This window comes from Streptomyces sp. YS415, assembly GCF_023544665.1.
GTDB lineage: Bacteria > Actinomycetota > Actinomycetes > Streptomycetales > Streptomycetaceae > Streptomyces.
On the sequence record NZ_JAMJFL010000021.1, the window covers coordinates 97,897 to 120,981 of the forward strand.

Below are 23,085 nucleotides of genomic sequence, written 5' to 3' on the forward strand. Positions count from 1 at the left end.
CCGCGACCGGTACGATCCCGGGAAAGCCGCCGTCCCCCCTCAGTGCGCGGCATCATCCGCTACGAAGGTCATCCATGCCCCACAGCCAAACCTCTGCACCTCGCGACAGCCGGGCCGGCGTACGCCTCGCGCGCGGAGCATCGCCGTGGCTTCTCCCGACCGTCGCCACCGCAGCCCTCAGCCTGGCCAAGGCGCGCCGCTCCGGCGCCGCCAAGGCCGTGGCCGTGCCCGCCACCGCCCTCGCGGCGGGCATGCTGTGGTTCTTCCGCGACCCCGAGCGCGAGATCGCCCAGGGCCGGGTCATCTCGCCCGCCGACGGTGTGGTGCAGAGCATCATGCCGTGGAAGGACGGACGCACCCGCGTCGCGATCTTCATGAGCCCGCTCAACGTCCACGTCAACCGCGCGCCCCTCTCCGGCACGGTGACCTCGGTCGAGCACATCCCGGGCGGGTTCGTTCCGGCGTTCAACAAGGAGAGCGAGAACAACGAGCGCGTAGTCTGGCATTTCGACACCGAACTCGGCGACATCGAGATGATCCAGATCGCAGGCGCGGTCGCCCGTCGCATCGTGCCGTACATCCCTCAGGGGACGAAGGTCGAGCAGGGGGACCGGATCGGTCTGATCCGCTTCGGCTCGCGGGTCGACATCTACCTGCCCGAGGGCGTGGAGGTCGCGGTCGAGGTCGGGCAGAAGACCGTGGCTGGGGTGACTCGCATTGACCGTGATTGATCCGGAGACACAGACGGGCTGGGTGCCCGAGGCGGACGAGGTGGACGAAGAGGAGGAGATGCCCCTCTCTCTCCGCCTCTCGATAGCGGACACCCTCACCCTCGGCAACGCCACCTGCGGCTTCATGGCCGTGTACTTCACCACCACCGGCATCCTCATCCCCCACTTCACGGGGAGCGAAGAGGTCGGCATGGCGCGGCACAGCGCGGCCACGGCCGTGATCCTGATGCTGTGCGCCGCCATCTTCGACCTGTTCGACGGCCTGGTCGCGCGCAAGCTGCGCTCCTCGCCGATGGGCGCCGAGCTGGACAACCTCTCGGACCTGATCAGCTTCGGCCTCGCGCCGGCGTACTTCGTGCTCGTCTACGGCATGGTGACCGACGGGGCGCACCAGAAGGTGGCCGCGGTCGGCGCGATCGTGGTGTTGCTGGCGGTGGTGCTGCGGCTTGCGCGGTTCTCGTGCGTGACACCGCCGAACGGCATGTTCCAGGGCATGCCCTCGCCGTTCGGGGCGCTGACGGTCGTCTCGATCGTCCTGCTGGAGCTGCCCTTCGTGGCGACGCTGCTGGCGGTGCTGGGCACGGCGTGGCTGATGGTGAGCCGGGTGGAGTACCCGAAGCCGCGGGGGCGGCTCGCGGTGGCGATGCTGGCCTGGATCGTGCTCTCGATGGGTCTGCTGGCGGCGTGGGCGTTCGACGCCCCGAGCGGCCAGCTGCTGCTCCAGACGGGCTGCGCCCTGCAGCTGGTCATGGGCGCGGTGATCCCGCTGTTCGCCACGGCCCGCCGGGTGAACAACTTCCGCGACAACCGCCGCGAGGCGCGTGCGGCGCAGCCGTAACGCTGGAACGCGAAGGGCCCCGGACCGATACGGTCCGGGGCCCTTCGCGTTTCCCCGCCCGGGCGGGGAGGGCGCTGCGAAGATCAGCGCAGGAAGTCCTCGGCGATGCGCGCGGCCGAGCGCTCCAGGATCGGCCCGGCCTCCGCGATGCACTTCTCGACGTCCGGCTCGAGGTCGGTCAGCGGGTACACGCGCCGGATCCCGGCCCGCCCCAGCGCCTCCGGGGGCAGGGCCAGCCGCCCGCACACCGCGACGACCTCCTTGCCGGCCGCCCGCGCCGCCGCGGCGACACCCGCGGGAGCCTTGCCGTGCAGGGTCTGCTCGTCCAGGGAACCCTCCCCGGTGATCACCAGCTCCGCGCGCTCCAGCGCCTGCGCGAAGCCGAGGACGTCGAGCATGACCTCGATGCCGGGGCGGAACCGGGCGCCGAGGAGCAGGGCGCCGTAGCCGATGCCGCCGGCCGCGCCCGCGCCGGGGGCGGCGGCGTGCTCCGCGGCCCTGGCGCCGATCGCGCCCTCCAGCACCTTCGCGAAGTGCGCGAGCGCCGCGTCCAGGGCGGCCACGTCGTCCGGTGAGGCGCCCTTCTGCGGGCCGTAGACCGCCGGGGCGCCCTTGGGGCCGGTCAGCGGGTTGTCGACGTCGCTCGCGAGCACCAGTTCGACCGAGGCGAGTCGCGGGTCCAGGCCGGACAGGTCGGCCGAGGCCAGCTCGCCGAGGCCGCCGCCGCCGGGCGTCACCGGCTCGCCGTCCGCGTCCAGGAACCGCGCGCCGAGCGCGGCGAGCATGCCGGCGCCGCCGTCGGTCGTGGCGCTGCCGCCGACGCCGAAGACGATGGTCCGGGCGCCCGCGTCCAGGGCGGCCCGCAGCAGTTCCCCGGAGCCGTACGTGGATGCCGTCAGGGGCGCGAAGACGCCCGCCGGCAGCCGCTGGAGGCCGCTGGCCTCGGCCATCTCGACGACGGCCGTGTCCCCGCGCAGCGCGAACGCCGCCGTGACCTCGTCGCCGAGGGGACCCGCCACTCGTACCTCGTGGCGCTCGAAACCGGCCGCGACCGCGGCGTCCACGGTGCCGTCGCCGCCGTCGGCCACGGGCATCGCCTCGACGTCGACGTCGGGCACGACGTGCCGCAGCCCGGCCGTCACCCGCTCGGCGACCTGCACGGCCGTCAGCGAGCCCTTGAACTTGTCCGCGGCGATGAGCACGCGCTGTGTCACCTGTGATCCCCTTGCTCTCCGGGCCTCGCGCATGTCAAGGCCAGTCGCGCCGCTGCGACCTTAACCGCAGGACACCCTCCCCGTCATGCCCCGCCCGGTCCCTGGACGCGGTGCGCCCGCACCGGGCCGCCCCGCTGTCCGTGCTCCCCGGAATCGGGTAGACCGGTCGTATGACCCTTGTGGGGATCGAACCGGAGCTCGCCGACCGCGTGCTCGGGGGCTGGCTGGGCCGGATCGCCGGCAACATGCTGGGCAAGCCGGTCGAGCACGGCGACCTGTGGACGCGGGACCGTATCGACCGCTATCTGCGGCGGGCCGACGCCCTGCCGCTCACCGACTACCTGCCCGAGCCGCCACCCGGCGAGGACGACGCCCTCGAGCTGCGCCCGGAGTGGCGGCAGTGCGTGCGCGGGCGGATCCACGGCAGCTGCCGGGACGACGACGTCGACTACGCCATCCTCGGCCTGGACCTGCTGGAGACCCACGGCTTCGGCTTCAGCACCGAGCAGGTCGGTGACCTGTGGCTGCTGCGGCTGCCGTTCCTGCAGACCTTCACCGCCGAGCGGGCGGCCTACCGCAACCTCGCCAACGGACTCAAGCCGCCGCTGACCGCCACCTACGACAACCCGTACCAGGAGTGGATCGGGGCCCTGATCCGGGCCGACATCTACGGCTGGACCTGCCCCGCCGCCCCGCACCGCGCCGCCGGCCTGGCCCGCCGGGACGCGGTGCTGTCGCACACCGGCAACGGCGTCTACGGCGCGATGTGGGCGGCGGCGCTGGTCTCGGCGGCGTTCGGCGCGCCCACCGTCCGGCACGCGCTGACCGAGGCGCTCACCGTGATCCCGGCGAGCAGCCGCCTCGCGCGCATCGTGCGCCGGGTGATCTCCCTCCACGACACCCGGATGAGCTGGGAGGACACGCTCACCACGGTGGCCGAGGAGACCGCGGGGCTCGGCTGGATCCACACCGTCCCGAACGCCGCCGTCCTCACCGCCGGGCTCCTGTACGGCGACGGCGACTTCACCCGCACCATCACGCTGACGGTCCGGGGCGGGCTGGACACCGACTCCAACGGGGCGACCGCGGGCTCGGTGGCCGGGGTGCTGACGGGCGCGGAGGCGATTCCGGCGCAGTGGCGGGACCCGCTGGAGGACACGGTGCGCAGCGCGGTGTTCGGCTTCGACGGGGTGCGCATCAGTGAACTGGCGGAGCGGACCCTGCGCGTGGCCGGGAGCGAGTGACGCCCTGGATACCCTTCCTGGATGACCACTCAGGACTTCGCCACGTACATCGCGGGGCTCCCCCGCGTTCTCGCCGGTGCCGCCGCCCTGTTCCGGGACGCGCAGGGGCGGGTGCTGCTCGTCGAGCCCAACTACCGGGAGGGCTGGGCGCTGCCGGGCGGTACGGTCGAGTCCGACGCCGGTGAGACCCCGCGCCAGGGCGCGCGCCGGGAGACGGCCGAGGAGATCGGCCTTGACGTGGAGCTCGGCCCGCTGCTCGCGGTGGACTGGGTGCACGGCACGGGCCGGCCGCCGCTGGTCGCCTATCTGTACGACGGTGGCGTCCTCGGCGAGGACGACCTCAAGGCGATCCGGCTCCAGGAGGAGGAACTGCTGTCCTGGCGTCTGGTCGCGCGCGAGGAGCTCACCGGTCATCTGCCGGGCGCCCTGGGCCGCCGGGTGCTGGCCGCGCTGGACGTCCTCGCGGACGGCGGGGGCACGGCGGAACTGGAGAACGGGCACCGGGTCGGCTGAACCGGACCCGGGTCAGCCCTCGATGTCCCGGGGCCTGGCATCGACCTCGCGCAGCGCGTCGTCGCGTTCGGCAAGGCGGGCCTCGGTGCGGTGACCGCGCGCGATGTAGTCGCGGACGACCAGTTCGACGGCGTCCTGGGGGCTGCCCACGCCCGCGAGGACCATGGCTTCGACGACGAGTTCGGCGTCGAGCGAGACGGTGACCTTGGCCATGCGCGGACGCTACCACCGCCGGGTGCCCGGCGACCCGAATATCCGTTCGCCGCACTCCGGGCTCCCGCCTACCCTCGGTGCCATGACCAAGCCCCTCGTCGCCCTCCTGAGCGGCGCCGGTATCAGCACCGACTCCGGGATCCCGGACTATCGCGGGCCGAACGGACTGTGGCGGCGCGATCCGGACGCCGAGAAGCTCGTGACGTACGAGTACTACATGGGCGATCCGGAGATCCGCCGGCGTTCCTGGCGGATGCGGCGCGAGAACCGCACGCTGGGGGCGGAGCCGAACGCCGCGCACTACGCGGTCGCCGAGCTGGAGCGGTCCGGGGTGCCGGTCAGGGTGATCACGCAGAACGTGGACGGGCTGCACCAGCTCGCCGGGATGCCGGCGCGCAAGGTGCTCGAACTGCACGGATCCGCGCACGGTGTGGTGTGCACCGGGTGCCGTGCCCGCGGCCCGATGGAGGACGCCCTCGCCCGGCTCGAGGCCGGTGAGGAGGACCCGCCGTGCCTGGAGTGCGGGGGGATCCTGAAGCCGGCCACGGTGATGTTCGGCGAGCGGCTCGACCCGGAGGTGCTGGGCCAGGCGCTCTCGATCACCAAGGCCTGCGAGGTGTTCATCGCGGTCGGCACCAGCCTCCAGGTGCAGCCGGCGGCGGGTCTCGCCGGGGTCGCCGCCGACCACGGCGCACGGCTCGTCATCGTGAACGCCGAGCCGACGCCGTACGACGAACTCGCCGACGAGGTGGTCCGGGAGCCGATCGGCACCGCGCTGCCCGAGGTGCTGCGCGGGCTCGGCAGGTAGCCCAGAATGCGATCATGACTTCTGCCGTCCGCCATGTGACGATCGACTCCGCCGACGCCTACCGTCTCGCCTCCTTCTGGTCCCGGGTGCTCGGGCTGCCCGTGCACGAGGACGACAGGCCGGGCGACGAGGACGCGCTGATCGAGGGGGCGGGGCTGCTGTTCGTCACGGTCCCGGATCCCAAGGCGGTGAAGAACCGGGTGCATCTGGACCTGCAGCCGACGGACCTCTCCCGGGACGAGGAGGTCGAGCGGGTCCTCGCCCTCGGGGCCACGCTGATCGACGACCGCCGCACCCCGGACGGCAAGGGCTGGGCGGTCCTTGCCGATCCGGAGGGCAACGAGTTCTGCGTGGAGCGCAGTGCGGCGGAGCGGGCGGGCGAGCCCGGGGCCTAGTGCTGCAGTGGTGCTCGGCCTCAGAACAGGGCCGTACCGCTCTCGAAGCCGAGCAGTTGCTGCTTGCGGGCCAGGCCGCCGCCGTAGCCGGTGAGGCTGCCGTTGGCTCCCACGACCCGGTGGCAGGGGACGATGATGCCGATCGGGTTCCTGCCGTTGGCGAGTCCGACCGCGCGGGAGGCGGTGGGGTTGCCGAGGGCGTCGGCCAGTTCGCCGTACGAGCGGGTCTCGCCGTAGGGGATCGTGCGCAGTTGGTCCCAGACGCGGCGCTGGAACGGGGTCCCCTTCAGGCGCAGTTCGAGGGTGAACTCCTTCAACTCGCCCGCGAAGTAGGCCGCCAGCTGCTCCTGCGCGGCCCCGAACACGGTGTCGTCGCGGTGGCCGAAGGTCTCCTCCGGTGGTCGGTGGCGCTGCTCGGTCATGTAGAGGCCGCACAGGACGCCGTCGTCGGCGACCAGGGTGAGGGGGCCGTACGGGCTGTCGATCACGGTGTGCTGGTACATGGAACGTCCTTAGACCGGAAGGAAGTTGATCGGGTGGCTGTCGGCCGCCCACAGGTACTGGACGGCGTACGCCCGCCAGGGCCGCCAGGCCGCGGCGCGTGCGGTGAGGGCGGCGGGGGTGGAGGGCAGCCCCAACTCCGCTGCCGCGCGGCGGATCCCGAGGTCGGTGGGGAGGAAGGCGTCGGGGTCGCCGAGGGCCCGCATCGCGATGACGTCCACCGTCCACGGGCCGAAGCCGGGGAGGGCGAGCAGCCGGGCGCGGGCCTCCTCCCAGTCGCTCTCCACTCCCAGGTGGAGTGATCTGTCGGCGAGTTGGCGCACGAGGGTGGTGAGCGTCGTACGGCGGGTACGCGGCATCGCCAGGGACTGCGGGTCCACCGCCGCCAGCGCCCCGGGCGCCGGGAAGAGGTGGGTGAGGCCGCCCTCGGGGTCCTCGACCGGTTCGCCGTGCGCGGTGACCAGGCGGGCCGCGTGGGTGCGGGCGGCGGCGGTGGAGACCTGCTGGCCGAGGACCGCCCGTACGGCGAACTCCGCCTCGTCGACCGTGCGCGGGACGCGCCGTCCGGGCGCCTTGGCGATCAGCGGGGCGAGCAGGTCGTCCGCGCCGAGCTGCTCGTCGACGGCGACCGGATCGGCGTCCAGGTCGAGCATGCGGCGGCAGCGGCTGATGGCGACGGGCAGGTCGCGCAGGTCGCTGAGGGTGAGCCGGCAGCCGATGTGGTCGGACTTCGGGGTGAGGGCGACGATGCCGTGGCCGTAGGGCAGGCGCAGGGTGCGCCGGTAGGCGCCGTCCCGCCACTCCTCCACGCCGGGTACGGCGGTCGCGGCGAGGTGGCCGAAGAGGTTGTCGGGGTTGAGGGGGGCGCGGAACGGCAGCCGGAGGCCGAGGACGCCCGGGGTGTGTCCGGGGGTGCTGCGGGGTGCGCGGGTCCGCAGGTCGCTCGGGGCGAGCGCGAAGACCTCGCGCACGGTGTCGTTGAAGGTACGGATCGAGGAGAACCCGGCGGCGAAGGCGATCTCCGCCATCGGCAGCGGCGTCGTCTCGATCAACAGGCGTGCTGTCTGGGCGCGTTGGGCGCGGGCCAGGGCGAGGGGGCCCGCGCCCAGCTCGGCGAGGAGCTGGCGTTCGACCTGCCGGGTGCTGTAGCCGAGCCGGGCGGCGAGGCCGGGCACGCCCTCGCGGTCCACCACGCCGTCGGCGATCAGCCGCATGGCGCGGGCCACCAGGTCGGCGCGCCGGTTCCACTCCGGTGAGCCGGGGCTGGCGTCCGGGCGGCACCGCTTGCAGGCCCGGAAGCCGGCCTGCTGGCAGGCGGCCGCGCTCGGGTGGAACACCATGTTCCCCGGCTTGGGCGCGACCACCGGACAGCTGGGCCGGCAGTAGATGCCGGTGGTCAGGACGGCGGTGTAGAACCATCCGTCGAAGCGCGCGTCCTTGGCCTGGACGGCCCGTACGCAGTGCTCGGTCTGGGTGTGCATCCCCTTCTGCATGGGTCCAGCATCGAGCACGCGCCGAAGGATGGCTGGCGAGAATCCGACATCAACCTCAGCGGTCCTGCGACCATGCCGATTCACGCAGGAGCCGCAGTCCGTTGAGTCCGACCAGCACGGTCGAGCCCTCGTGGCCCGCCACGCCGAGCGGCAGCGGAAGGTGTCCGATCAGGTCCCACAGCACGAGGCCGGTGATGAAGACCCCCGCGATGACCAGGTTCTGCACCACCAGCCGGCGGGCGGTCCGGGACAGCCGTACCACCGCGGGCACGGTCGTCAGCTCGTCGCGCACGATCACCGCGTCCGCGGTCTCCAGGGCCAGGTCGGAGCCCGCGCGGCCCATGGCGATGCCGGAGTGGGCGGCGGCCAGGGCGGGGGCGTCGTTGACGCCGTCGCCGACGAAGAGCACCTTGCGGCCCCGGTCCTGGAGGTCGCGTACGGCGGCGACCTTGTCCTCGGGGAGCAGTCCCGCGCGGACGTCGGTGAGGCCGGTGGCCCCGGCGACCCGGGCGGCGGCGCCGGCGTGGTCGCCGGTGAGCAGGACGGGGGCGGTGCCGGTCAGGGCGGTGAGGGCGGCCGTGGTGGCGGGGGCCTCGGCGCGCAGGCGGTCGGTGAGGGCGAGGGTGCCGACCGGCCTGCCGTCGCGGGTCACCTGGACGACGGTGGCGTCGCTGTCGGCGGTGGCGCGGCCCACGCTCACCTCGCGCCCCTCGACGGTGGCGGTGACGCCCTGTCCGGGGAGGGCGGTGAAGTCCTCGGCGGGGGTGAGGGCGAGGCCCCGGGTGCGGGCGGCGGCGACGATCGCGCGGGCCAGCGGGTGCTCGCTGGGGTGCTCGGCGGAGGCGGCGAGGGCGAGCAGGGCGTCCTCGTCGAGGCCGGACTCCGGCAGCGGGCGGATGCCGGTCACCTCGGGGGCCCCTTCGGTGAGGGTGCCGGTCTTGTCGAGGGCGGTGGTGTCGATCTCGCCGAGGCGTTCCATGGCGACGGCCGACTTGACCAGGACGCCGTGCCGGCCCGCGTTGGCGATGGCGGACAGCAGCGGCGGCATGGTGGCGAGGACCACCGCGCAGGGCGAGGCGACGATCATGAAGGTCATGGCGCGCAGCAGGGCGTCGGTGAGTTCGGCGCCGAAGGCGAGCGGGATGCCGAAGACCGCGAGGGTGGCGATCACGATGCCCACGGCGTAGCGCTGCTCGATCTTCTCGATGAACAGCTGGGTCGGCGCCTTGGTGCGGGACGCCTCCTCGACCAGGGTGACGATCCGGGCGATCACCGAGTCGGCGGGGTCGCGCTCGACCCGGACGCGCAGGGCGCCGGCGCCGTTGAGGGTGCCCGCGAAGACGTCGTCGCCGGGGCGCTTGACGACCGGCAGGGGCTCGCCGGTGATGGTGGCCTCGTCGGCCTCGCTGGTGCCGTCGAGGATCCGGCCGTCGGCGCCGATGCGCTCGCCGGGGCGGATCAGCAGCACGTCGCCGACGGCGAGTCCGGCGGTCGGTACGGTCTCCTCCCCCGCTTCGGTGACCCGGGTCGCGGTGGTGGGCGCCAGGTCGAGCAGGCCGCGCACGGAGTCGGCGGTGCGGGCGGTGGCCAGGGCCTCCAGGGCGCCGGAGGTGGCGAAGATGACGATCAGCAGGGCGCCGTCGAGGACCTGCCCGATCGCGGCGGCGCCGAGTGCCGCGACGATCATCAGCAGATCGACGTCGAGGGTCTTCTCGCGCAGCGCCCGCAGCCCTTCGAGCGCGGGCTCCCAGCCGCCGGTGACATAGGCGACGGCGTACAGCGGGCCGAAGGCCCAGCCGGGCGCACCGGTCAGGTCGAGGGTGAGGCCGAGCATGAAGGCGACGGTCGCGATGAGCGCCCAGCGGGCCTCGGGCAGGGCGAGGATCCGGGTACGGCGGCGGGGAGCCGTCGGGGCGGGTGCGGGCGTGGCGGCGGGGGCGAGTGCGGTGGACACGCGGGCCACCATACAGGAACACATGAAGACTCATTCATCTGTTCATGTGTGGTGGGTAGGATACGCCCATGGGTCATGGAGCCGTCACCACCACCGCGGACGACCGCGTACGCCTGGACGCGGACAACGTCGCGAAGGTGGCGACCACCCTCCAGGCCCTGTCCACCCCCTCCCGCCTGCTGATCCTCGCGCGGCTGCGCGAAGGGCCGCTGCCAGCCACCGAGTTGGCCGCCGAGGTGGGCATGGAGCAGTCCGCCTGCTCGCACCAGCTGCGGCTGCTGCGCAACCTGGGCCTGGTGGTGGGCGAGCGGCGCGGCCGGTCGGTGGTGTACGCGCTGCACGACCACCATGTCGCCGAACTCCTCGACCAGGCCGTCTACCACGTGGAGCATCTGCGGCTGGGGATCAGCGACGCGACGGAGTGAGGGCTACGCGGTGACCTCGTCCTCGGCCACGAAGTCGACGATCGCGAGCGCGAGGAGCAGGGTGAGAGCCAGGCCGACGACGACCCAGCCGGTCGGGTACGGCCACAGCACGAACGTCAGGACCGCAGCGGCCACCAGCACCCAGGTGATCCAGGTGCGGTAGCGGTGGGTGAAGCGTCCCACCGGGCCGGTGCGCAGGCCCGCCCGGTCGGCCGTCGAGCGCACGGCGCCGATGCCCGCGTGCCACATCTGCCGTACGAAACCGGCCCGGCGGCCGGGTCCGGTGAGCCAGGCGGCGAGGGCGACCACCACACCGAGGGCGATCGCCACGCGGACGCCGGTGCGCAGGAACCGGACCATGGTGTCGTACACGGCCTCGGCGGCGGGCTGCGAGATGCCGGAGGGCAGGGCGTCGAGGTAGACCACACGGAAGACGGTCAGGGCGATGCCGAGCAGTCCGGCCGCGAAGGCGAAGCCGAGGGCGCCGGCGATCAGGGCCCGGCGGCGGTGGGTGGCCAGCAGGACCCCGCCCGCGATCAGCAGCACGGAGACGATCGGGAGCCAGAATCCGGTGAGCTGCAGCAGCCGGAACCCGGTACGGGCCTGGCCGATGTCCTCCGACTTGATGACGGTGAAGTCGGTGTGGATCTCGGGGATCTTCGCCGCGACCGTCAGGCCGTCGTCGACGAGACGCTTCTTGACCTCTTCGACGACCGGACCGAGGTCGATGGTCACCGTGTCGCCCTCCACCTTCACGGCGCCGCCGCCTTCGCCGGTCAGTGCCTTGACGACGGCCTTGTGCACCCGGCGGTTGGCCTCGGCCCAGATCCGGTCGAAGGTGTCCGAGGCGATGACGGCCTGCGCCTTGTCGTGCACGAAACTGCGGACCGCGTTCTCCAGTGAACCGCCCAGCTTCCCCAGGGCCTTCTCCACCAGCGGCCGGTCCGCCACCGGGGTCTGCGACAGCAGCGCCTTCAGGTCGAGGTGGGTCATCACGGCATCGCTGACCCGCCCCGCCACGGCGTTCTGGATGTCCCGGTCACGCGCGAGGGGTTCGACCGTGTCGACGTAGCGGTCGCTGTCCCGCGTGATGTCGGCGGTCCACGCGGCGACGGCGCCCAGTGGGGTCAGGATGCAGCCGAGGACGATCAGCAGGGCGGCGAGCAGCGACTTCACGCGGTGCCGTCGCGGACGCACGGCGCGCTCGGCCTCCAGCGCCTCGATACGGGCTTGCAGCCGCTGGATCTCGTCCCGCCCCGCTCCCGAGGGGTCCGCGCCACTGGTCATGCCGTGCTCCCTCCTGCTGCCCTGGGCCCAGCAGACCCCGGGAGCGGGAGGGAGGCGACCTCGGACGGACCGTCCGGGTGAGAAGGCCGTGGCGGCGCGTCCGCTCAGCGGCCCGGGGCACGACGGGGCGGGCGGGGCACGAGGCCGGGGGCCGGCGCGGCCGGCGCCCGCCTAGGAAAGCTGCTGCTCGAAGGCCGCGTACGCCCGCTCGTCGAAGAGGACGAACGTCACCTCTTCGACCTCCGTCGGCGTGCTCCGGACCGTCTCGATCGCGATCCGGGCCGCGTCCTCCATGGGCCAGCGGTAGACGCCGGTGGAGATGGCCGGGAAGGCGATCGTGCGGGCGCCCAGCTCGTCGGCCACGCCCAGGGATGCGCGGTAGCAGGAGGCGAGGAGGCCGGAGCGGTCCTCGGTGGCGCTGAAGACGGGCCCTACGGTGTGGATCACCCAGCGGGCGTCCAGGTTGCCAGCCGTGGTGGCGACCGCCCGGCCCGTGGCCAGGCCCCTGCCGTACCGGGAGGCGCGCAGCTTGCGGCACTCCTCCAGGATCGCGGGGCCGCCCCGGCGGTGGATCGCGCCGTCCACGCCGCCCCCGCCGAGCAGGGAGGAGTTGGCGGCGTTGACGATCGCGTCGGCGGTCCGGCGGGTGATGTCACCCTGGACCAGCGTGAGGGTGGTCATGGCTGCCTCAGCTTCCGCCAGACGGCTTTCGCCGCGTTGTGTCCCGACATGCCGTGCACCCCGGGTCCGGGCGGGGTGGCGGAGGAACAGATGAAGACCGCCGGATGCGGAGTGCCGTAGGGGAACAGAGACAGCTTGGGCCGCAGCATGAGCTGGAGTCCGGAGGACGCCCCGGAGCCGATGTCGCCGCCCACGTAGTTGGCGTTGCGGGCGGCGAGCTCGGGCGGGCCCGCCGTGGCACGGGCGAGGACCCGGTCGCGGAACCCCGGGGCGTAGCGCTCCAGTTGGCGTTCGATCACGTCCGTGAGGTCGCCGGTCCAGCCGTTGGGCACATGGGCGTACGCCCAGAACACCTGCTTGCCCGCCGGGGCCCGGCCCGGGTCGACGACGCTCGGCTGGACCGTGATCAGGAACGGCCGGTCGGGCGCACGGCCCTCCCGGGAGGCCGCGCGCAGCGCGGTGCCGATCTCGGCGCTGTCGGCGCCGATCTGCACCGTCCCCGCGCGGCGGGCCTCCGGCGCGGTCCACGGGACCGGGCCGTCCAGCGCGTAGTCGATCTTGAACACGCCCGCGCCGTACCGGTAGTTGTCGTAGGAGCGGCCGAGCCCCGCGATCCGGGCCAGGGCGGTGGGCGAGGTGTCGAAGACGTACGCGCGCGCGGGCGGCAGGTCGTCGAGGCGCTTGACCTCGTAGTCGGTGTGGATCGAGCCGCCGAGGTCCCGCAGGTAGGCGGCCAGCGCGTCCGAGATCGACTGGGAGCCGCCCCGGGCCACCGGCCAGCCGCGGGCGTGCGCGGCCAGCGCGAAGACCAGGCCCACGGCGCCGGTGGCGAAGCCGTTCAGCGGGGCCATCACATGGGCGACCAGGCCGGCGAACAGGGTCTTGGCGCGCTCCCCCTGGAAGCGGCGGGTCAGCCAGGTCGACGGAGGCAGGCCCGCCAGGCCGAAGCGGGCGAGCGTGACCGGATCGCGGGGCAGCGCGGTCAGCGGCAGGGACATGAAGTCCCGGACCAGGGTGTCCCACCGCGGCAGGAACGGCTGGACCAGCCTGCGGTACGCCCCCGCGTCCCGTGCGCCGAAGGAGGCGGCCGTCTCCCCGACCGAGCGGGAGAGCACCGCGGCGGTGCCGTCGGGGAACGGGTGCGCCATGGGCAGGTCGGCGTGCAGCCACTCCAGGCCGTACCGCTCCAGCGGAAGGGCCCGGAACGCCGGGGAGTTGACGCCGAGCGGATGGGCCGCCGAGCACGGGTCGTGGCGGAACCCGGGGAGGGTGAGCTCCTCGGTGCGGGCACCTCCGCCGACGGTGTCACGAGCCTCGAACAGGGCGACGGAGAAGCCGCGGCGGGCCAGCTCCACGGCAGCGGTCAGTCCGTTCGGCCCCGCACCCACCACTACCGCGTCGAGCATCGACGGCACCTTCGGACTCCTTCGTCAGCCGATGGCCACTCGAGGTCAGGATATGCCGGGCCCGCCCACGAGCCGGCGCGGGCCCGTCGGATCGCGCCGCTCGACGGGTCAGGGTGCCGCTCGCAGGAGGAGTTCCCGCACCCGCCTCGCCGTCGCCGCGTCCCGCGCCGCCGTGAACGGCAGGGCGTTGCCGCCGGTGACGCGGAACGGTTCGCCGGTGAGGGTCAGATGGGCGCCGCCCGCCTCCTCGACCAGCAGCAGGCCCGCCGCGTGGTCCCACGCCGCTTCCCAGCTGAACGCGACCGCGTCCGACTCGCCCCGGGCGACGGCCAGATACTCCAGGCCCGCCGAGCCGCAGGCGCGGGGCGCCACTCCCTCGCTCCACAGGCCGAGCAGGGCGTTCTTCTGCTCGTCGGTGGTGTAGTCCGGGTGGGACGTCGCCACCCGCAGGTCGTGGCCGGGGTCCGGCGCACCGGAGTGCAGCCGCTCGCCGTCGAGGTAGGCGCCCCGGCCGCGTACGGCGGTGGCCAGTTGGTCGCGGGCCGGTGCATAGGTCCAGGAGGCGAGCAGCTCGCCGCCCTGGACCAGCGCGACGAGGGTGCAGAACCCGGTCTCGCCGCGGACGAACTGGCGGGTGCCGTCGACGGGGTCGACGATCCAGACGGGCGCCGCGCCCTGTATCGCCTCGTAGGTCGCGGGGTTGGCGTGCACCGCCTCCTCGCCGACCACGACGGAGCCGGGCAGCAGGGTGCCGAGTGCCTCGGTGAGGTACTGCTCGGCTTTGCGGTCGGCGTCCGTCACCAGGTCGTGCGGTCCGCTCTTCTGGTCGACTTCGTGTGCGGCGAGCTTCCGCCAGCGCGGGACGATCTCCTGAGCGGCGGCCCGGCGGACCGCTTCCTCCACGTCAGAGGCGTGCCGAGCGAGAAACTCGTCGATGGTTTCCGTGTCTACGATCATGTCTCCATGAGAGCACGCCGCACTGACAATCCCCGCCTCGCCGGTAAATGCCGGGTGGAATCAGCGTGAACAGGCTGATTCGCGCCTGACATGCCGAATCGGCCTGAAATGGTCACCTCCCCACGGCGTACCCCTGCATCCCCCGCGGATTGGCCGCCGCCGACAGCACCCCGGTCCGCGGATCCCGCGCGACCGCGCACAGCCGCCCCTCCGACCAGGGCTCGCCGACCGTCACCCGGTGCCCCCGCCCGACCAGCTCCTCGATCACGTCCGCGGGCATGCGTGACTCGACGGTCACGCTGCCCGGGCGCGTCCCGCGCGGGAAGAAGGAGCCGGGGAAGCTGTCGTTGTGCCAGTTCGGGTCGTCGATCGCGCCCTGGAGGTCGAGGCCGCCGCGCACCGGCCCGCGCAGTGCCACCGCCAGGAAGAAGTGCAGCTGCCACTGGTCCTGCTGATCGCCGCCGGGCGTGCCGAACGCCAGGACCGGCTCCCCGTCGTGTAGTGCGAGCGAGGGCGAGAGCGTGGTGCGCGGGCGGCGCCCGGGGGTCAGCGAGGCGGGCAGTCCCTCCTCCAGCCAGGCCATCTGGAGCCGGCTGCCGAGCGGGAAGCCCAGTTCGGGCACGACGGGGTTGGACTGCAGCCAGCCGCCGCTGGGCGTGGCCGAGACCATGTTGCCCCAGCGGTCGACGACGTCCAGGTGGCAGGTGTCGCCCCGGGTGGCCCCGTCCCCGCCCACCCGGGGCTCGCCGGGCACCGGTGAGGCGGAGAGCCGGGCGACCGTGGGCTCTCCGGCGCCGGGCGCCGTGGAGGAGGCGTCGTCGAGCACCACGCGCGCGTGCGCCGGCAGCCTGGGTTCCCGCCCGCCGGGGCTCCCGGGCCGCAGTTCGTCGCAGGCGCGGCCGGTCACGAGCGCCCGCCGTTGCGCGTTGTACCGGGCGGACAGCAGCTCCGCGACCGGCACCTCGCCCGTGTCCCCGTACCAGGCCTCCCGGTCGGCCATGGCGAGCTTGCAGCCCTCGATCAGCAGGTGGACGTAGTCGGCGGAGCCGTGGGGCGGCAGCTCGGCGGGCAGCAGCGCGAGCTGCTGGAGCAGGACCGGGCCCTGGCTCCAGGGACCGGCCTTGCACAGCGTCCAGCCGTTCCAGTCGTACGTCACCGGCGCCTCGTACGTCGCGGACCAGCCGGCGAGGTCGTCGGCGGTGAGGGTGCCGGTGTGGTGCTCACCGCTGGTGTCCAGAGTGGGCCGCCCGGCCTGCCGGACGAGCGCCTCGGCGATGAATCCGGTGCGCCACACCCGGCGGGCCGCCTCGATGCGCGCCTCCCGGTCGCCGGCCCCGGCGACCTCGTCGAGCAGCCGCTTCCAGGTGGCGCCGAGGGCGGGGTTCCGGAACAGCCGGCCGGGGCGCGGTGCCGTGCCGTCCGGCAGGTACACCCGCGCCGACGACGTCCACTCCGTCTCGAACAGCTCCCGCACGGTCTCGACGGTGGCGCCGACGTTCTCCACGGGCGCGTGTCCGTGCTCGGCGTATCCGACGGCGTACTTGAGCACGTCGGCGAGGGATTTCGTGCCGTGGTCGCGCAGCAGCAGCATCCAGGCGTCGAAGGCGCCGGGCACCGCGGCGGCCAGCGGGCCGGTGCCGGGGACCAGGTCCAGGCCGAGCCCCCGGTAGTGCGCGACGGTCGCCCCGGCCGGGGCGACGCCCTGGCCGCACAGCACCCGCACCTCGCCGCCCGCCGGGGCGAGCAGGATCGGGACCTCGCCGGCCGGGCCGTTCAAGTGCGGCTCGACGACGTGCAGCACGAACGCCCCCGCCGCGGCCGCGTCGAAGGCGTTGCCGCCGTCCTCCAGGACGGCCATCGCCGACTGGGCGGCCAGCCAGTGGGTGGCGGACACCATGCCGAAGGTGCCCTGGAGCGTGGGGCGGGAGGTGAACACGGGCGGGCTCCTCGGATGCGCGGCTGCCGGTCGGGCGATCGTACGCGGGTCAGGTCCCGCCGCGGGCCGTCACCAGCCCCGACTCGTAGGCGAACACGACCAATTGGGCGCGGTCCCGGGCGCCCAGTTTGGTCATGGCGCGGCTGACGTGGGTCTTGGCCGTGAAGGGGCTGATGACCATGTGCTCGGCGATCTCCTCGTTGCTGAGGCCGCGGGCGGCCAGCGCCGTCACCTCGCGTTCGCGGCGGGTGAGGCACTCCAGGCCGGGGGCGGTGGCCCGGTCCGGGGGGCGGGCGACGAACTCGCCGATGAGCGTGCGGGTCACCGACGGGGACAGCAGCGCCTCGCCGCGGGCCACGACCTCGATCGCCTGGAGCAGGTCGGCCGGTTCGGTGTCCTTCAGCAGAAAGCCGCTCGCGCCCGCGCGCAGCGCCTCGAAGACGTACTCGTCGTGGCCGTAGTTGGTGAGCATCACCACGCGGACGTCCGCGAGCGCGGGGTCGGCGGCGATCAGGCGGGTCGCCTCGATCCCCGTCATCACCGGCATCTGGACGTCGATCAGGGCGATGTCGGGCGCGTGCGCGCGGACGAGGGCCACGCCCCGCTCCCCGTCGGCCGCCTCGCCGACCACCTCGATGCCGTCCTCGGCGTCCAGCAGGGCCCGGAATCCGGCCCGCATCAGCGCCTGGTCGTCGACCAGCGCCACCCTGATCATCCGGTCTCCCCCAGCGGCAGGTGGGCCCGCACCGAGAAGCCGCCCTCCGCGCGCGGGCCCGCGTGCAGCGTGCCGCCGAGGGCCGTGACGCGCTCGCGCATGCCGGTGAGCCCGATGCCGGGCACCGGCGGACGGTCCGGGACGGCGTTGCCGTCGTCGTCCACCCGGACCGTCACGTCCTCCTGCCCGTAGGCGAGTTCCACGCTGATCTGCGCCTGGCCCGCGTGCCGGGCCGCGTTGGTGAGCGCCTCCTGGACGATGCGGTACACGGCCCGGTCCACGGTCGCGGGCAGCGGGCGCGCGTCCCCGGTCACCGCCAGCTCGGCCGCGAGGCCCGCCGCCCGTGCCCGTTCCACCAGCAGCGCCGGATCGCCGCCCGGCTCGTCGGTGCGCAGCACCTCCAGCGTGGCCCGCAGCTCCCGCATGGCCTCCCCGCTCGCCTCCTGGATGGCGAGCAGCGCGGGCGGCACCTCCTCGCCGCGCTTGCGGGCGAGGTGCACGGCGACGCCCGCCTGGAGCTTGACGATCGAGATGCTGTGGGTGAGCGAGTCGTGCAACTCCCGGGCTATGCGCAGGCGTTCCTCACCGGCCCGGCGCAGGGCGGCCTCCTCCCGGGTGCGCTCCGCCTCCGCCGCGCGCTGTTCGGTCTGGCGCAGGTAGGCCTGCCAGTTGCGGTCGGCGAGCCCGGTCACCACAGCGCACAGGAACCAGCCCGCGAGCAGCGCGGACTTCTCCAGCACCTCCTGGGTGCCGGGGCCGGCCGCGAGGTGCGCGGCGAGGAAGATCCCGGCCGCCGCCCCCGCGAGCCCCCGGTGGCCGACCCGGGCGGCCGTGTGCACGGCGCCGATGACGGGCAGGGCGGCCAGCGTGCCGGGCTGGGCGTGCAGCACGTGGGCGGCGCCGCTCACGGTGGCGACCGCCAGCACGGCCCGGGGCGCCGCCCGGTGGAACGCGAGCGCCCCGCAGCCGGCGGCGACGAGCGCGTAGTCCACGAGGGCGCCGCCGACGGCCGTGGTCAGCACCAGGGCGCCGACGACGACCGCGAGGGCCGCGTCGGCGAGATGCGCGCGTGTGACCGTGATCCCGCTCATGACGGCACAGTAGACGCCCGCGCCGACACCGGCGTCGGCCCTGTGGACAACTTCGGCACTACTCCCCCCGCAGTAGTCACCGCTCCCCGGCCACCCGCCCGGAGCAGCGTCAACTCCCTTCGGCCGTACGACGACCGCGGACCCCCGCACGGAGCACGCTGGGGCCCATGACCACATCCTTCCGTTACACCCGGCCCGTGCCGCCCAGGGCGGCCACCGGACGCGTCGCCGAGGTCTACCGGCAGCTCTCCCACGACTTCGGCGTCGACGAGCCGGTCACCTTCGTGGTGCTCTCCTCGGCGCCGGACATCCTCACCGCCACCTGGGCGCTGATGCGCGAGTCGCTGATCGCGGGCCCCGGCAGCCGGACCGGCAAGGAACTGGCGGCGTACGGGGTGTCCCAGGCCAACCAGTGCCCGTTCTGCGTGGACGCCCACACCGTGCTGCTGCACGCCACCGGCGACCACGCCCTCGCCGAACGCCTGGTGCGCGGGGAGCGCCCGGAGAACGAGGAGCACGCGCGCGTGCTGGAGTGGGGCAGGCGGACCCGCGTGCCGACGCCCGCGACGCAGCCGTACCCCTTCCCCCGCGAGCACGCTCCCGGGTACGTCGGCACGGCGCTCGCCTTCCACTTCATCAACCGGATGGTGTCGGCGCTGGTGTCCGGGGGCCTGATGCCGGTGAACGCCCAGCGGCTGAGGTGCGTGCGCAGTCTGGCCGGCCGTTCGCTCTCCCGGACCGTGCGCCGCACGGCGGTGCCCGGTGCGTCGCTCCCGCTGCTGGAGGGTGCCGAGCCCGGTGAGGCTCCGGCGTGGGCGGGCGACCGTGCCGTGGGACCGGCCTACGCGGCGCTGCTGCGGGCGGCCATGGCGGGCGCCGACCTGCTCGACGCCGACGACCAGGACCTCGTACGGGAGAGGCTGTGGCACTGGGACGGGCGGCATCCGGGACTGAAGCTCGAGGGGTTCCCGGACCGCCGGGAGCGGCCGGGGGCGCGGCTGGCCCTGCTGGCGGCCCTCGCGCCGTACCGGATCACCGACGAGGACGTGGCGGCCTGGCGGCGGCCCGAGCACACCGACCACTGCCTGGTGCACCTCGTGGCCCACGGGGCGTTCCTGGCGGTCGACCGGATCGAGTCCGCGCTGAGCCGGTCCGTCGCACGGACATAACAGGGCAGACGGTGCATGGGCGGTGGGCCTGTGTCACCGCCCGTGCACGGAGCGAGTTGACCCTTCCGCCCCACAGTCAGTCGTGCGAAACTGCCGTCCCGTCCGCAGTGCGGACCCCCTCCGCACCGTCCCCCACGAAAAGTGCGCCGTGCGTTCCTACCCCCTCCCGCTCGCCCTCACCGCCCGCCTGTCCCCCGTCGTGGTGCTCGCCGCGGCGGGCTGGGCGCTGACGTCCGGCCCGTTCGCCGCGGAACCGGAGGCCGCCGCGCCGCAGGCGCAGGAGCGGACGGAGAACAAGTCCGCCACGGCTCCCTCGGCCTCGGCCGCCGCCAAGACGTACACCGGGGCCCCCGCGCCCTGCGGCAGCGTCTCCCCGGCCACGGTCAAGGCGCTGGTTCCGGGCGCCAGGACGGCCGGCAAGGAGATCCCGTCCACGGACACCGAACTGCGCCGCACCTGCTCCTGGAACGCGCTCAAGGGGTACGACTACCGCTGGCTCGACGTCTCCTTCGAGATCACGGACTCGGACGAAGCCGCCCGGAAGTCGTACCGGCAGCGAGTCGAGGACAGGAGCGGCGGAGGGGATGTTCCGGGCCTCGGGGACGCGGGGTACTCGGTGGTGAACCTGACCACCGAGGACGAGCAGAAGACCCGCGAGGGCGTGGTGCTGGCCCGGGTGTCCAACGCGCTGGTGGTCGTCACCTACAACGGCAGCGACTTCGAGACGAAGGAGGCGCCCAGCTCCGACGAGATCAACAAGGGCGCCATCAAGGCCGCCAAGGAGGCGGTGGCGGCGCTGGAGGACGGCCGGAAGGGCTGACCGTCCTCCGCGGATGCCGCTACACGCTGCGCCGGTGCGGCAGCATCAGCGCGAGATACAGCACCATCGAGGTGCCGAGGCCCACCGCCCAGCCGTAGTCGGCGAGCGAGGAGAGCGCCGGGACGGGAGTGCCGTCGATGAGCGGGTCGAAGTCCGCCCCGCCGATGGCCAGCACACCCCCGGTCAGGAAGGCCACCACGGCCCGCCAGTTCCAGCCGCCTTCGTACCAGTAGCGCCCGCCGGTGCGGTACAGGTCGGTCAGGTCGAGCCGGGTGCGGCGCAGGATCCAGTAGTCGGCGATGAGGATGCCGGCGACCGTGCCGAGCAGTCCGCCGACCAGGCCGAGCCAGGTGAAGATGTAGCCCTCGGGGTCGGAGTACAGCTTCCAGGGGAAGATCAGCACGCCGAGGACGCAGGTGGCGAGGGCGCCGGTGCGGAAACTGATCCTCCGGGGTGCGATGTTGGAGAAGTCGAAGGCCGGGGAGACCAGGTTGGCCGCGACGTTCACCGACAGGGTCGCCACCAGCACGGTCACCAGGGCGAACAGCAGCCCGACCACGTTGTCGGTCTTGGCGGCCAACTGCACCGGGTCCCAGATCGGTTCGCCGTACACCGCCGCCGAGCCGGAGGTGACCATCACCGACAGGAACGCGAACAGCGTCATGGTCGTGGGCAGTCCGAGCGCCTGTCCCCAGGTCTGGGCCTTCTGGCTCTTGCCGTACCGGGTGAAGTCGGGGATGTTCAGCGACAGCGTGGACCAGAAGCCGATCATGCCCATGAGGGAGGGCCAGAACAGCTTCCAGAAGTCGCCGTCCCAGCCGAGCCTGGAGGGCTGGTCCAGCAGCGGGCCGAAGCCGCCGGCCTTCTCGCTCATCCACCACAGCATCACGAAGGCGCCGACCAGCACGAAGGGCGCCGCCCAGTTCTCGAACCGGCGGATCGTCTCCATGCCCCGGTAGATGATCGCGACCTGGATCGCCCAGAAGATGGCGAAGGACAGCCACATGGTCCAGGCGTACCCGCCGATCCTCCCCGCGTCGGCCCAGCCGTCCCCGATCAGCTTCCCGGCCAGGAAGAAGATCGCCCCGCCGCCGATCCAGGTCTGGATGCCGAACCAGCCGCACGCCACCAACGCCCGGACTACGGCGGGCAGGTTGGCGCCGCGGATGCCGAAGGAGGCGCGGGCGAACACCGGGAAGGGGATGCCGTACTTGGGCCCGGCGTGCCCGGTGAGCAGCATAGGCACCAGCACGATCACATTGGCCAGCGCGATGGTGAACACCGCCTGCTTCCAGTCCATGCCGACGGCGATGAGCCCGGAGGCGAGGGTCCAGGAGGCGGTGTTGTGGGCCATGCCGACCCACAGGGCGGAGAAGTTGTACGTGGTCCAGGTCCGCTTCTCCACCGGGACCGGGAGCAGGTCGTCGTTGGCGTAGCGGCCGCTGGGCGGCGGGGACCCCGGGGCGAGCTCCACCCGGCCGTCGGCCAGGGTGACTTGGGAGGACGGCGGTATCGCCGTGGGAGCGGTGTCGGTCATGGGCAGGCCAATCAGGGACGGTGGGACGGGAAAGGCCGTGCGGGTGGCGCCGGTGGGGGGTGCGCTGAGGGAGAGCGCCCTGGGCCCCTCCCCGGGACGGCGGGGAGGGGGGTCCGGGGAGGGAGGTCAGCCGCGGAGCGCGGGGATGACGTGGGCCCCGTACGCGTCGATGACGGCTTCCTGCGCATCGTGCATGTCGTAGACGGCGAACTGGTCGACGCCCAGCTCGCGCAGGGCGGTCAGCTTCTCGATGTGCTTGTCCACCGGGCCGATGAGGCAGAACCGGTCGACGATCTCGTCCGGCACGAAGGCGGTGTCGGGGTTGTCGGCCCGTCCGTGGTGGGAGTAGTCGTACCCCGCGCGGGACTTGATGTAGTCGGTGAGTTCGTCGGGTACGGCGGCGGAGTGCTCGCCGTACTTGGCGACCAGGTCGGCCACGTGGTTGCCGACCATCCCGCCGAACCAGCGGCACTGCTCGCGCGCGTGGGCGAGCGCGGCGGGCGAGTCGTCCTCGGTGACGTAGGCGGGGGCGGCGACACAGATCTTCACCGCGTCGGCCGGGCGTCCCGCGGCGACGGCCGCGTCCTTCACCGCCTTGACCATGTACTCGGTGAGGTACAGGTCGGCGAGCTGGAGGATGAAGCCGTCCGCCTCCTCGCCGGTCATCTTCAGCGCCTTCGGCCCGTACGCGGCCATCCAGACGGGGAGCCGGGCGCCCGGCTTGATCCACGGGAACCTGATCACCGTGCCGCCGAGGTCGGCCTCCTCGCCGCTCGCGAGGGCGCGGATGACTTTCATGGCCTCGCTGATCCGGGCGAGGGTGTTGGGCTTGCGCCCGGCCACCCGCATCGCGGAGTCGCCGCGGCCGATGCCGCAGATCGTGCGGTTGCCGAACATGTCGTTGAGGGTGGCGAAGGTGGAGGCGGTGACCTCCCAGGTGCGGGTGCCCGGGTTGGTGACCATCGGCCCGACCGTCAGCTTCGCCGTGTTGGACAGGATCTGGCTGTAGATCACGAACGGTTCCTGCCACAGCACGGCGGAGTCGAAGGTCCAGCCGTGGGTGAAGCCGTTGCGCTCGGCCCGCTTCATCAGGCTGACGACCTTCGAGGCGGGCGGGTCGGTCTGGAGGACGAGTCCGAAGTCCATGTGCTCCACTC

At 73.3% G+C, this 23,085-nt stretch carries 23 protein-coding genes; 9 read left to right on the plus strand and 14 right to left on the minus strand.

What is annotated here, in order from left to right; all coding sequences use genetic code 11:
* The first annotated feature begins 74 nt into the window (after nucleotides 1-74).
* Nucleotides 75-731 carry a phosphatidylserine decarboxylase gene (locus M8H82_RS24975; RefSeq protein ID WP_250077252.1) on the plus strand — a complete coding sequence of 219 codons (657 nt, stop codon included), beginning with the start codon at nucleotides 75-77 and terminating at the stop codon, nucleotides 729-731.
* A gap of 22 nt (nucleotides 732-753) precedes the next feature.
* The gene (gene pssA, locus M8H82_RS24980) at nucleotides 754-1,569 is read left to right on the plus strand and encodes a CDP-diacylglycerol--serine O-phosphatidyltransferase (RefSeq protein ID WP_250077283.1); all 816 of its coding nucleotides are present in this window, start codon (nucleotides 754-756) and stop codon (nucleotides 1,567-1,569) included.
* Nucleotides 1,570-1,652: 83 nt separating this feature from the next.
* Here pssA and M8H82_RS24985 read toward each other — a convergent pair whose 3' ends face one another.
* Nucleotides 1,653-2,771: a glycerate kinase gene (locus M8H82_RS24985; RefSeq protein WP_250077284.1), complete on the minus strand. Its 1,119-nt coding sequence runs from the start codon at nucleotides 2,769-2,771 to the stop codon at nucleotides 1,653-1,655.
* Between the two features lie 182 nt (nucleotides 2,772-2,953).
* Here M8H82_RS24985 and M8H82_RS24990 point away from each other — a divergent pair, with 182 nt between their 5' ends.
* Both M8H82_RS24990 and M8H82_RS24995 read left to right on the plus strand, forming a co-directional pair.
* Entirely contained in the window at nucleotides 2,954-4,027 is a 1,074-nt protein-coding gene (locus M8H82_RS24990; protein WP_250077253.1) for an ADP-ribosylglycohydrolase family protein, read from the plus strand.
* A 21-nt stretch (nucleotides 4,028-4,048) separates the two neighbouring features.
* Complete coding sequence (locus tag M8H82_RS24995) at nucleotides 4,049-4,540, plus strand: NUDIX hydrolase (protein ID WP_250077254.1); 492 nt, start codon at nucleotides 4,049-4,051, stop codon at nucleotides 4,538-4,540.
* Between the two features lie 12 nt (nucleotides 4,541-4,552).
* Here the strand turns inward: M8H82_RS24995 and M8H82_RS25000 are convergent, their stop codons facing one another.
* Nucleotides 4,553-4,753, minus strand: a complete 201-nt coding sequence (locus tag M8H82_RS25000) for a type II toxin-antitoxin system VapB family antitoxin (RefSeq protein WP_250077255.1) — start codon at nucleotides 4,751-4,753, stop codon at nucleotides 4,553-4,555.
* A gap of 82 nt (nucleotides 4,754-4,835) precedes the next feature.
* Between M8H82_RS25000 and M8H82_RS25005 the strand changes: the two genes are divergently transcribed.
* A complete protein-coding gene (locus tag M8H82_RS25005) occupies nucleotides 4,836-5,561 on the plus strand; it encodes a Sir2 family NAD-dependent protein deacetylase (protein ID WP_250077256.1) in 726 nt (241 codons plus the stop codon).
* Nucleotides 5,562-5,575: 14 nt separating this feature from the next.
* The gene (locus tag M8H82_RS25010; protein ID WP_250077257.1) at nucleotides 5,576-5,956 is read left to right on the plus strand and encodes a VOC family protein; all 381 of its coding nucleotides are present in this window, start codon (nucleotides 5,576-5,578) and stop codon (nucleotides 5,954-5,956) included.
* A gap of 20 nt (nucleotides 5,957-5,976) precedes the next feature.
* Here the strand turns inward: M8H82_RS25010 and M8H82_RS25015 are convergent, their stop codons facing one another.
* The 3 genes from M8H82_RS25015 to M8H82_RS25025 are packed head-to-tail and all read right to left on the minus strand — an operon-like array spanning nucleotide 5,977 to nucleotide 9,916.
* On the minus strand, nucleotides 5,977-6,459 hold the full coding sequence (locus tag M8H82_RS25015) for a methylated-DNA--[protein]-cysteine S-methyltransferase (RefSeq protein WP_250077258.1): 483 nt from the start codon (nucleotides 6,457-6,459) through the stop codon (nucleotides 5,977-5,979).
* 9 nt (nucleotides 6,460-6,468) lie between these two features.
* Nucleotides 6,469-7,950: an AlkA N-terminal domain-containing protein gene (locus M8H82_RS25020; RefSeq protein WP_284049304.1), complete on the minus strand. Its 1,482-nt coding sequence runs from the start codon at nucleotides 7,948-7,950 to the stop codon at nucleotides 6,469-6,471.
* 55 nt (nucleotides 7,951-8,005) lie between these two features.
* Nucleotides 8,006-9,916 (minus strand): heavy metal translocating P-type ATPase, encoded by a 1,911-nt coding sequence (locus M8H82_RS25025; protein WP_250077259.1) that lies wholly within the window; start codon nucleotides 9,914-9,916, stop codon nucleotides 8,006-8,008.
* 56 nt (nucleotides 9,917-9,972) lie between these two features.
* Here M8H82_RS25025 and M8H82_RS25030 point away from each other — a divergent pair, with 56 nt between their 5' ends.
* Nucleotides 9,973-10,329 carry a metalloregulator ArsR/SmtB family transcription factor gene (locus tag M8H82_RS25030; protein ID WP_250077260.1) on the plus strand — a complete coding sequence of 119 codons (357 nt, stop codon included), beginning with the start codon at nucleotides 9,973-9,975 and terminating at the stop codon, nucleotides 10,327-10,329.
* A gap of 3 nt (nucleotides 10,330-10,332) precedes the next feature.
* On the opposite strand, the gene M8H82_RS25035 is transcribed toward M8H82_RS25030, so the two are convergent.
* From M8H82_RS25035 to M8H82_RS25065, 7 genes are all read right to left on the minus strand, one after another.
* Nucleotides 10,333-11,616 (minus strand): hypothetical protein, encoded by a 1,284-nt coding sequence (locus M8H82_RS25035; RefSeq protein WP_250077261.1) that lies wholly within the window; start codon nucleotides 11,614-11,616, stop codon nucleotides 10,333-10,335.
* A 171-nt stretch (nucleotides 11,617-11,787) separates the two neighbouring features.
* Complete coding sequence (locus M8H82_RS25040; RefSeq protein WP_250077262.1) at nucleotides 11,788-12,297, minus strand: O-acetyl-ADP-ribose deacetylase; 510 nt, start codon at nucleotides 12,295-12,297, stop codon at nucleotides 11,788-11,790.
* Nucleotides 12,294-13,703: an NAD(P)/FAD-dependent oxidoreductase gene (locus M8H82_RS25045; protein ID WP_250077263.1), complete on the minus strand. Its 1,410-nt coding sequence runs from the start codon at nucleotides 13,701-13,703 to the stop codon at nucleotides 12,294-12,296. The genes M8H82_RS25040 and M8H82_RS25045 overlap by 4 nt, the downstream gene beginning before the upstream one ends.
* Nucleotides 13,704-13,811: 108 nt before the next feature.
* The gene (locus M8H82_RS25050) at nucleotides 13,812-14,660 is read right to left on the minus strand and encodes an inositol monophosphatase family protein (protein ID WP_250077264.1); all 849 of its coding nucleotides are present in this window, start codon (nucleotides 14,658-14,660) and stop codon (nucleotides 13,812-13,814) included.
* 112 nt (nucleotides 14,661-14,772) lie between these two features.
* Complete coding sequence (locus M8H82_RS25055) at nucleotides 14,773-16,596, minus strand: gamma-glutamyltransferase (protein WP_250077265.1); 1,824 nt, start codon at nucleotides 16,594-16,596, stop codon at nucleotides 14,773-14,775.
* Nucleotides 16,597-16,645: 49 nt separating this feature from the next.
* The gene (locus M8H82_RS25060) at nucleotides 16,646-17,311 is read right to left on the minus strand and encodes a response regulator transcription factor (protein ID WP_250077266.1); all 666 of its coding nucleotides are present in this window, start codon (nucleotides 17,309-17,311) and stop codon (nucleotides 16,646-16,648) included.
* Nucleotides 17,308-18,402: a sensor histidine kinase gene (locus M8H82_RS25065; RefSeq protein WP_250077267.1), complete on the minus strand. Its 1,095-nt coding sequence runs from the start codon at nucleotides 18,400-18,402 to the stop codon at nucleotides 17,308-17,310. Before M8H82_RS25065 ends, M8H82_RS25060 begins: the two co-directional genes overlap by 4 nt.
* A gap of 167 nt (nucleotides 18,403-18,569) precedes the next feature.
* Between M8H82_RS25065 and M8H82_RS25070 the strand changes: the two genes are divergently transcribed.
* Nucleotides 18,570-19,571 (plus strand): carboxymuconolactone decarboxylase family protein, encoded by a 1,002-nt coding sequence (locus M8H82_RS25070; RefSeq protein WP_250077268.1) that lies wholly within the window; start codon nucleotides 18,570-18,572, stop codon nucleotides 19,569-19,571.
* Between the two features lie 148 nt (nucleotides 19,572-19,719).
* On the plus strand, nucleotides 19,720-20,391 hold the full coding sequence (locus M8H82_RS25075) for a hypothetical protein (RefSeq protein ID WP_250077269.1): 672 nt from the start codon (nucleotides 19,720-19,722) through the stop codon (nucleotides 20,389-20,391).
* Between the two features lie 19 nt (nucleotides 20,392-20,410).
* Here M8H82_RS25075 and M8H82_RS25080 read toward each other — a convergent pair whose 3' ends face one another.
* Together M8H82_RS25080 and M8H82_RS25085 are read right to left on the minus strand one after the other, a co-directional pair.
* Nucleotides 20,411-21,928, minus strand: a complete 1,518-nt coding sequence (locus tag M8H82_RS25080) for an NCS1 family nucleobase:cation symporter-1 (RefSeq protein ID WP_250077270.1) — start codon at nucleotides 21,926-21,928, stop codon at nucleotides 20,411-20,413.
* Nucleotides 21,929-22,054: 126 nt separating this feature from the next.
* Nucleotides 22,055-23,074 (minus strand): TIGR03842 family LLM class F420-dependent oxidoreductase, encoded by a 1,020-nt coding sequence (locus M8H82_RS25085; protein WP_250077271.1) that lies wholly within the window; start codon nucleotides 23,072-23,074, stop codon nucleotides 22,055-22,057.
* Nucleotides 23,075-23,085 lie beyond the last annotated feature (11 nt).

Bases quoted from the DNA above. Each gene is read 5' to 3' on its own strand.
- M8H82_RS25050 (WP_250077264.1), bottom strand. From the start codon at position 14,660: ATGATCGTAGACACGGAAACCATCGACGAGTTTCTCGCTCGGCACGCC.
- M8H82_RS25040 (WP_250077262.1), bottom strand. From the start codon at position 12,297: ATGACCACCCTCACGCTGGTCCAGGGTGACATCACCCGCCGGACCGCC.
- M8H82_RS25045 (WP_250077263.1), bottom strand. From the start codon at position 13,703: ATGCTCGACGCGGTAGTGGTGGGTGCGGGGCCGAACGGACTGACCGCT.
- M8H82_RS24975 (WP_250077252.1), top strand. From the start codon at position 75: ATGCCCCACAGCCAAACCTCTGCACCTCGCGACAGCCGGGCCGGCGTA.
- M8H82_RS25035 (WP_250077261.1), bottom strand. From the start codon at position 11,616: ATGACCAGTGGCGCGGACCCCTCGGGAGCGGGGCGGGACGAGATCCAG.
- M8H82_RS24990 (WP_250077253.1), top strand. From the start codon at position 2,954: ATGACCCTTGTGGGGATCGAACCGGAGCTCGCCGACCGCGTGCTCGGG.
- M8H82_RS25085 (WP_250077271.1), bottom strand. From the start codon at position 23,074: ATGGACTTCGGACTCGTCCTCCAGACCGACCCGCCCGCCTCGAAGGTC.
- M8H82_RS24995 (WP_250077254.1), top strand. From the start codon at position 4,049: ATGACCACTCAGGACTTCGCCACGTACATCGCGGGGCTCCCCCGCGTT.
- M8H82_RS25015 (WP_250077258.1), bottom strand. From the start codon at position 6,459: ATGTACCAGCACACCGTGATCGACAGCCCGTACGGCCCCCTCACCCTG.
- M8H82_RS25080 (WP_250077270.1), bottom strand. From the start codon at position 21,928: ATGACCGACACCGCTCCCACGGCGATACCGCCGTCCTCCCAAGTCACC.
- M8H82_RS25020 (WP_284049304.1), bottom strand. From the start codon at position 7,950: ATGCAGAAGGGGATGCACACCCAGACCGAGCACTGCGTACGGGCCGTC.
- M8H82_RS25070 (WP_250077268.1), top strand. From the start codon at position 18,570: ATGACCACATCCTTCCGTTACACCCGGCCCGTGCCGCCCAGGGCGGCC.
- M8H82_RS25010 (WP_250077257.1), top strand. From the start codon at position 5,576: ATGACTTCTGCCGTCCGCCATGTGACGATCGACTCCGCCGACGCCTAC.
- M8H82_RS25060 (WP_250077266.1), bottom strand. From the start codon at position 17,311: ATGATCAGGGTGGCGCTGGTCGACGACCAGGCGCTGATGCGGGCCGGA.
- M8H82_RS25065 (WP_250077267.1), bottom strand. From the start codon at position 18,402: ATGAGCGGGATCACGGTCACACGCGCGCATCTCGCCGACGCGGCCCTC.
- M8H82_RS25025 (WP_250077259.1), bottom strand. From the start codon at position 9,916: ATGGTGGCCCGCGTGTCCACCGCACTCGCCCCCGCCGCCACGCCCGCA.
- M8H82_RS25005 (WP_250077256.1), top strand. From the start codon at position 4,836: ATGACCAAGCCCCTCGTCGCCCTCCTGAGCGGCGCCGGTATCAGCACC.
- M8H82_RS25000 (WP_250077255.1), bottom strand. From the start codon at position 4,753: ATGGCCAAGGTCACCGTCTCGCTCGACGCCGAACTCGTCGTCGAAGCC.
- M8H82_RS25030 (WP_250077260.1), top strand. From the start codon at position 9,973: ATGGGTCATGGAGCCGTCACCACCACCGCGGACGACCGCGTACGCCTG.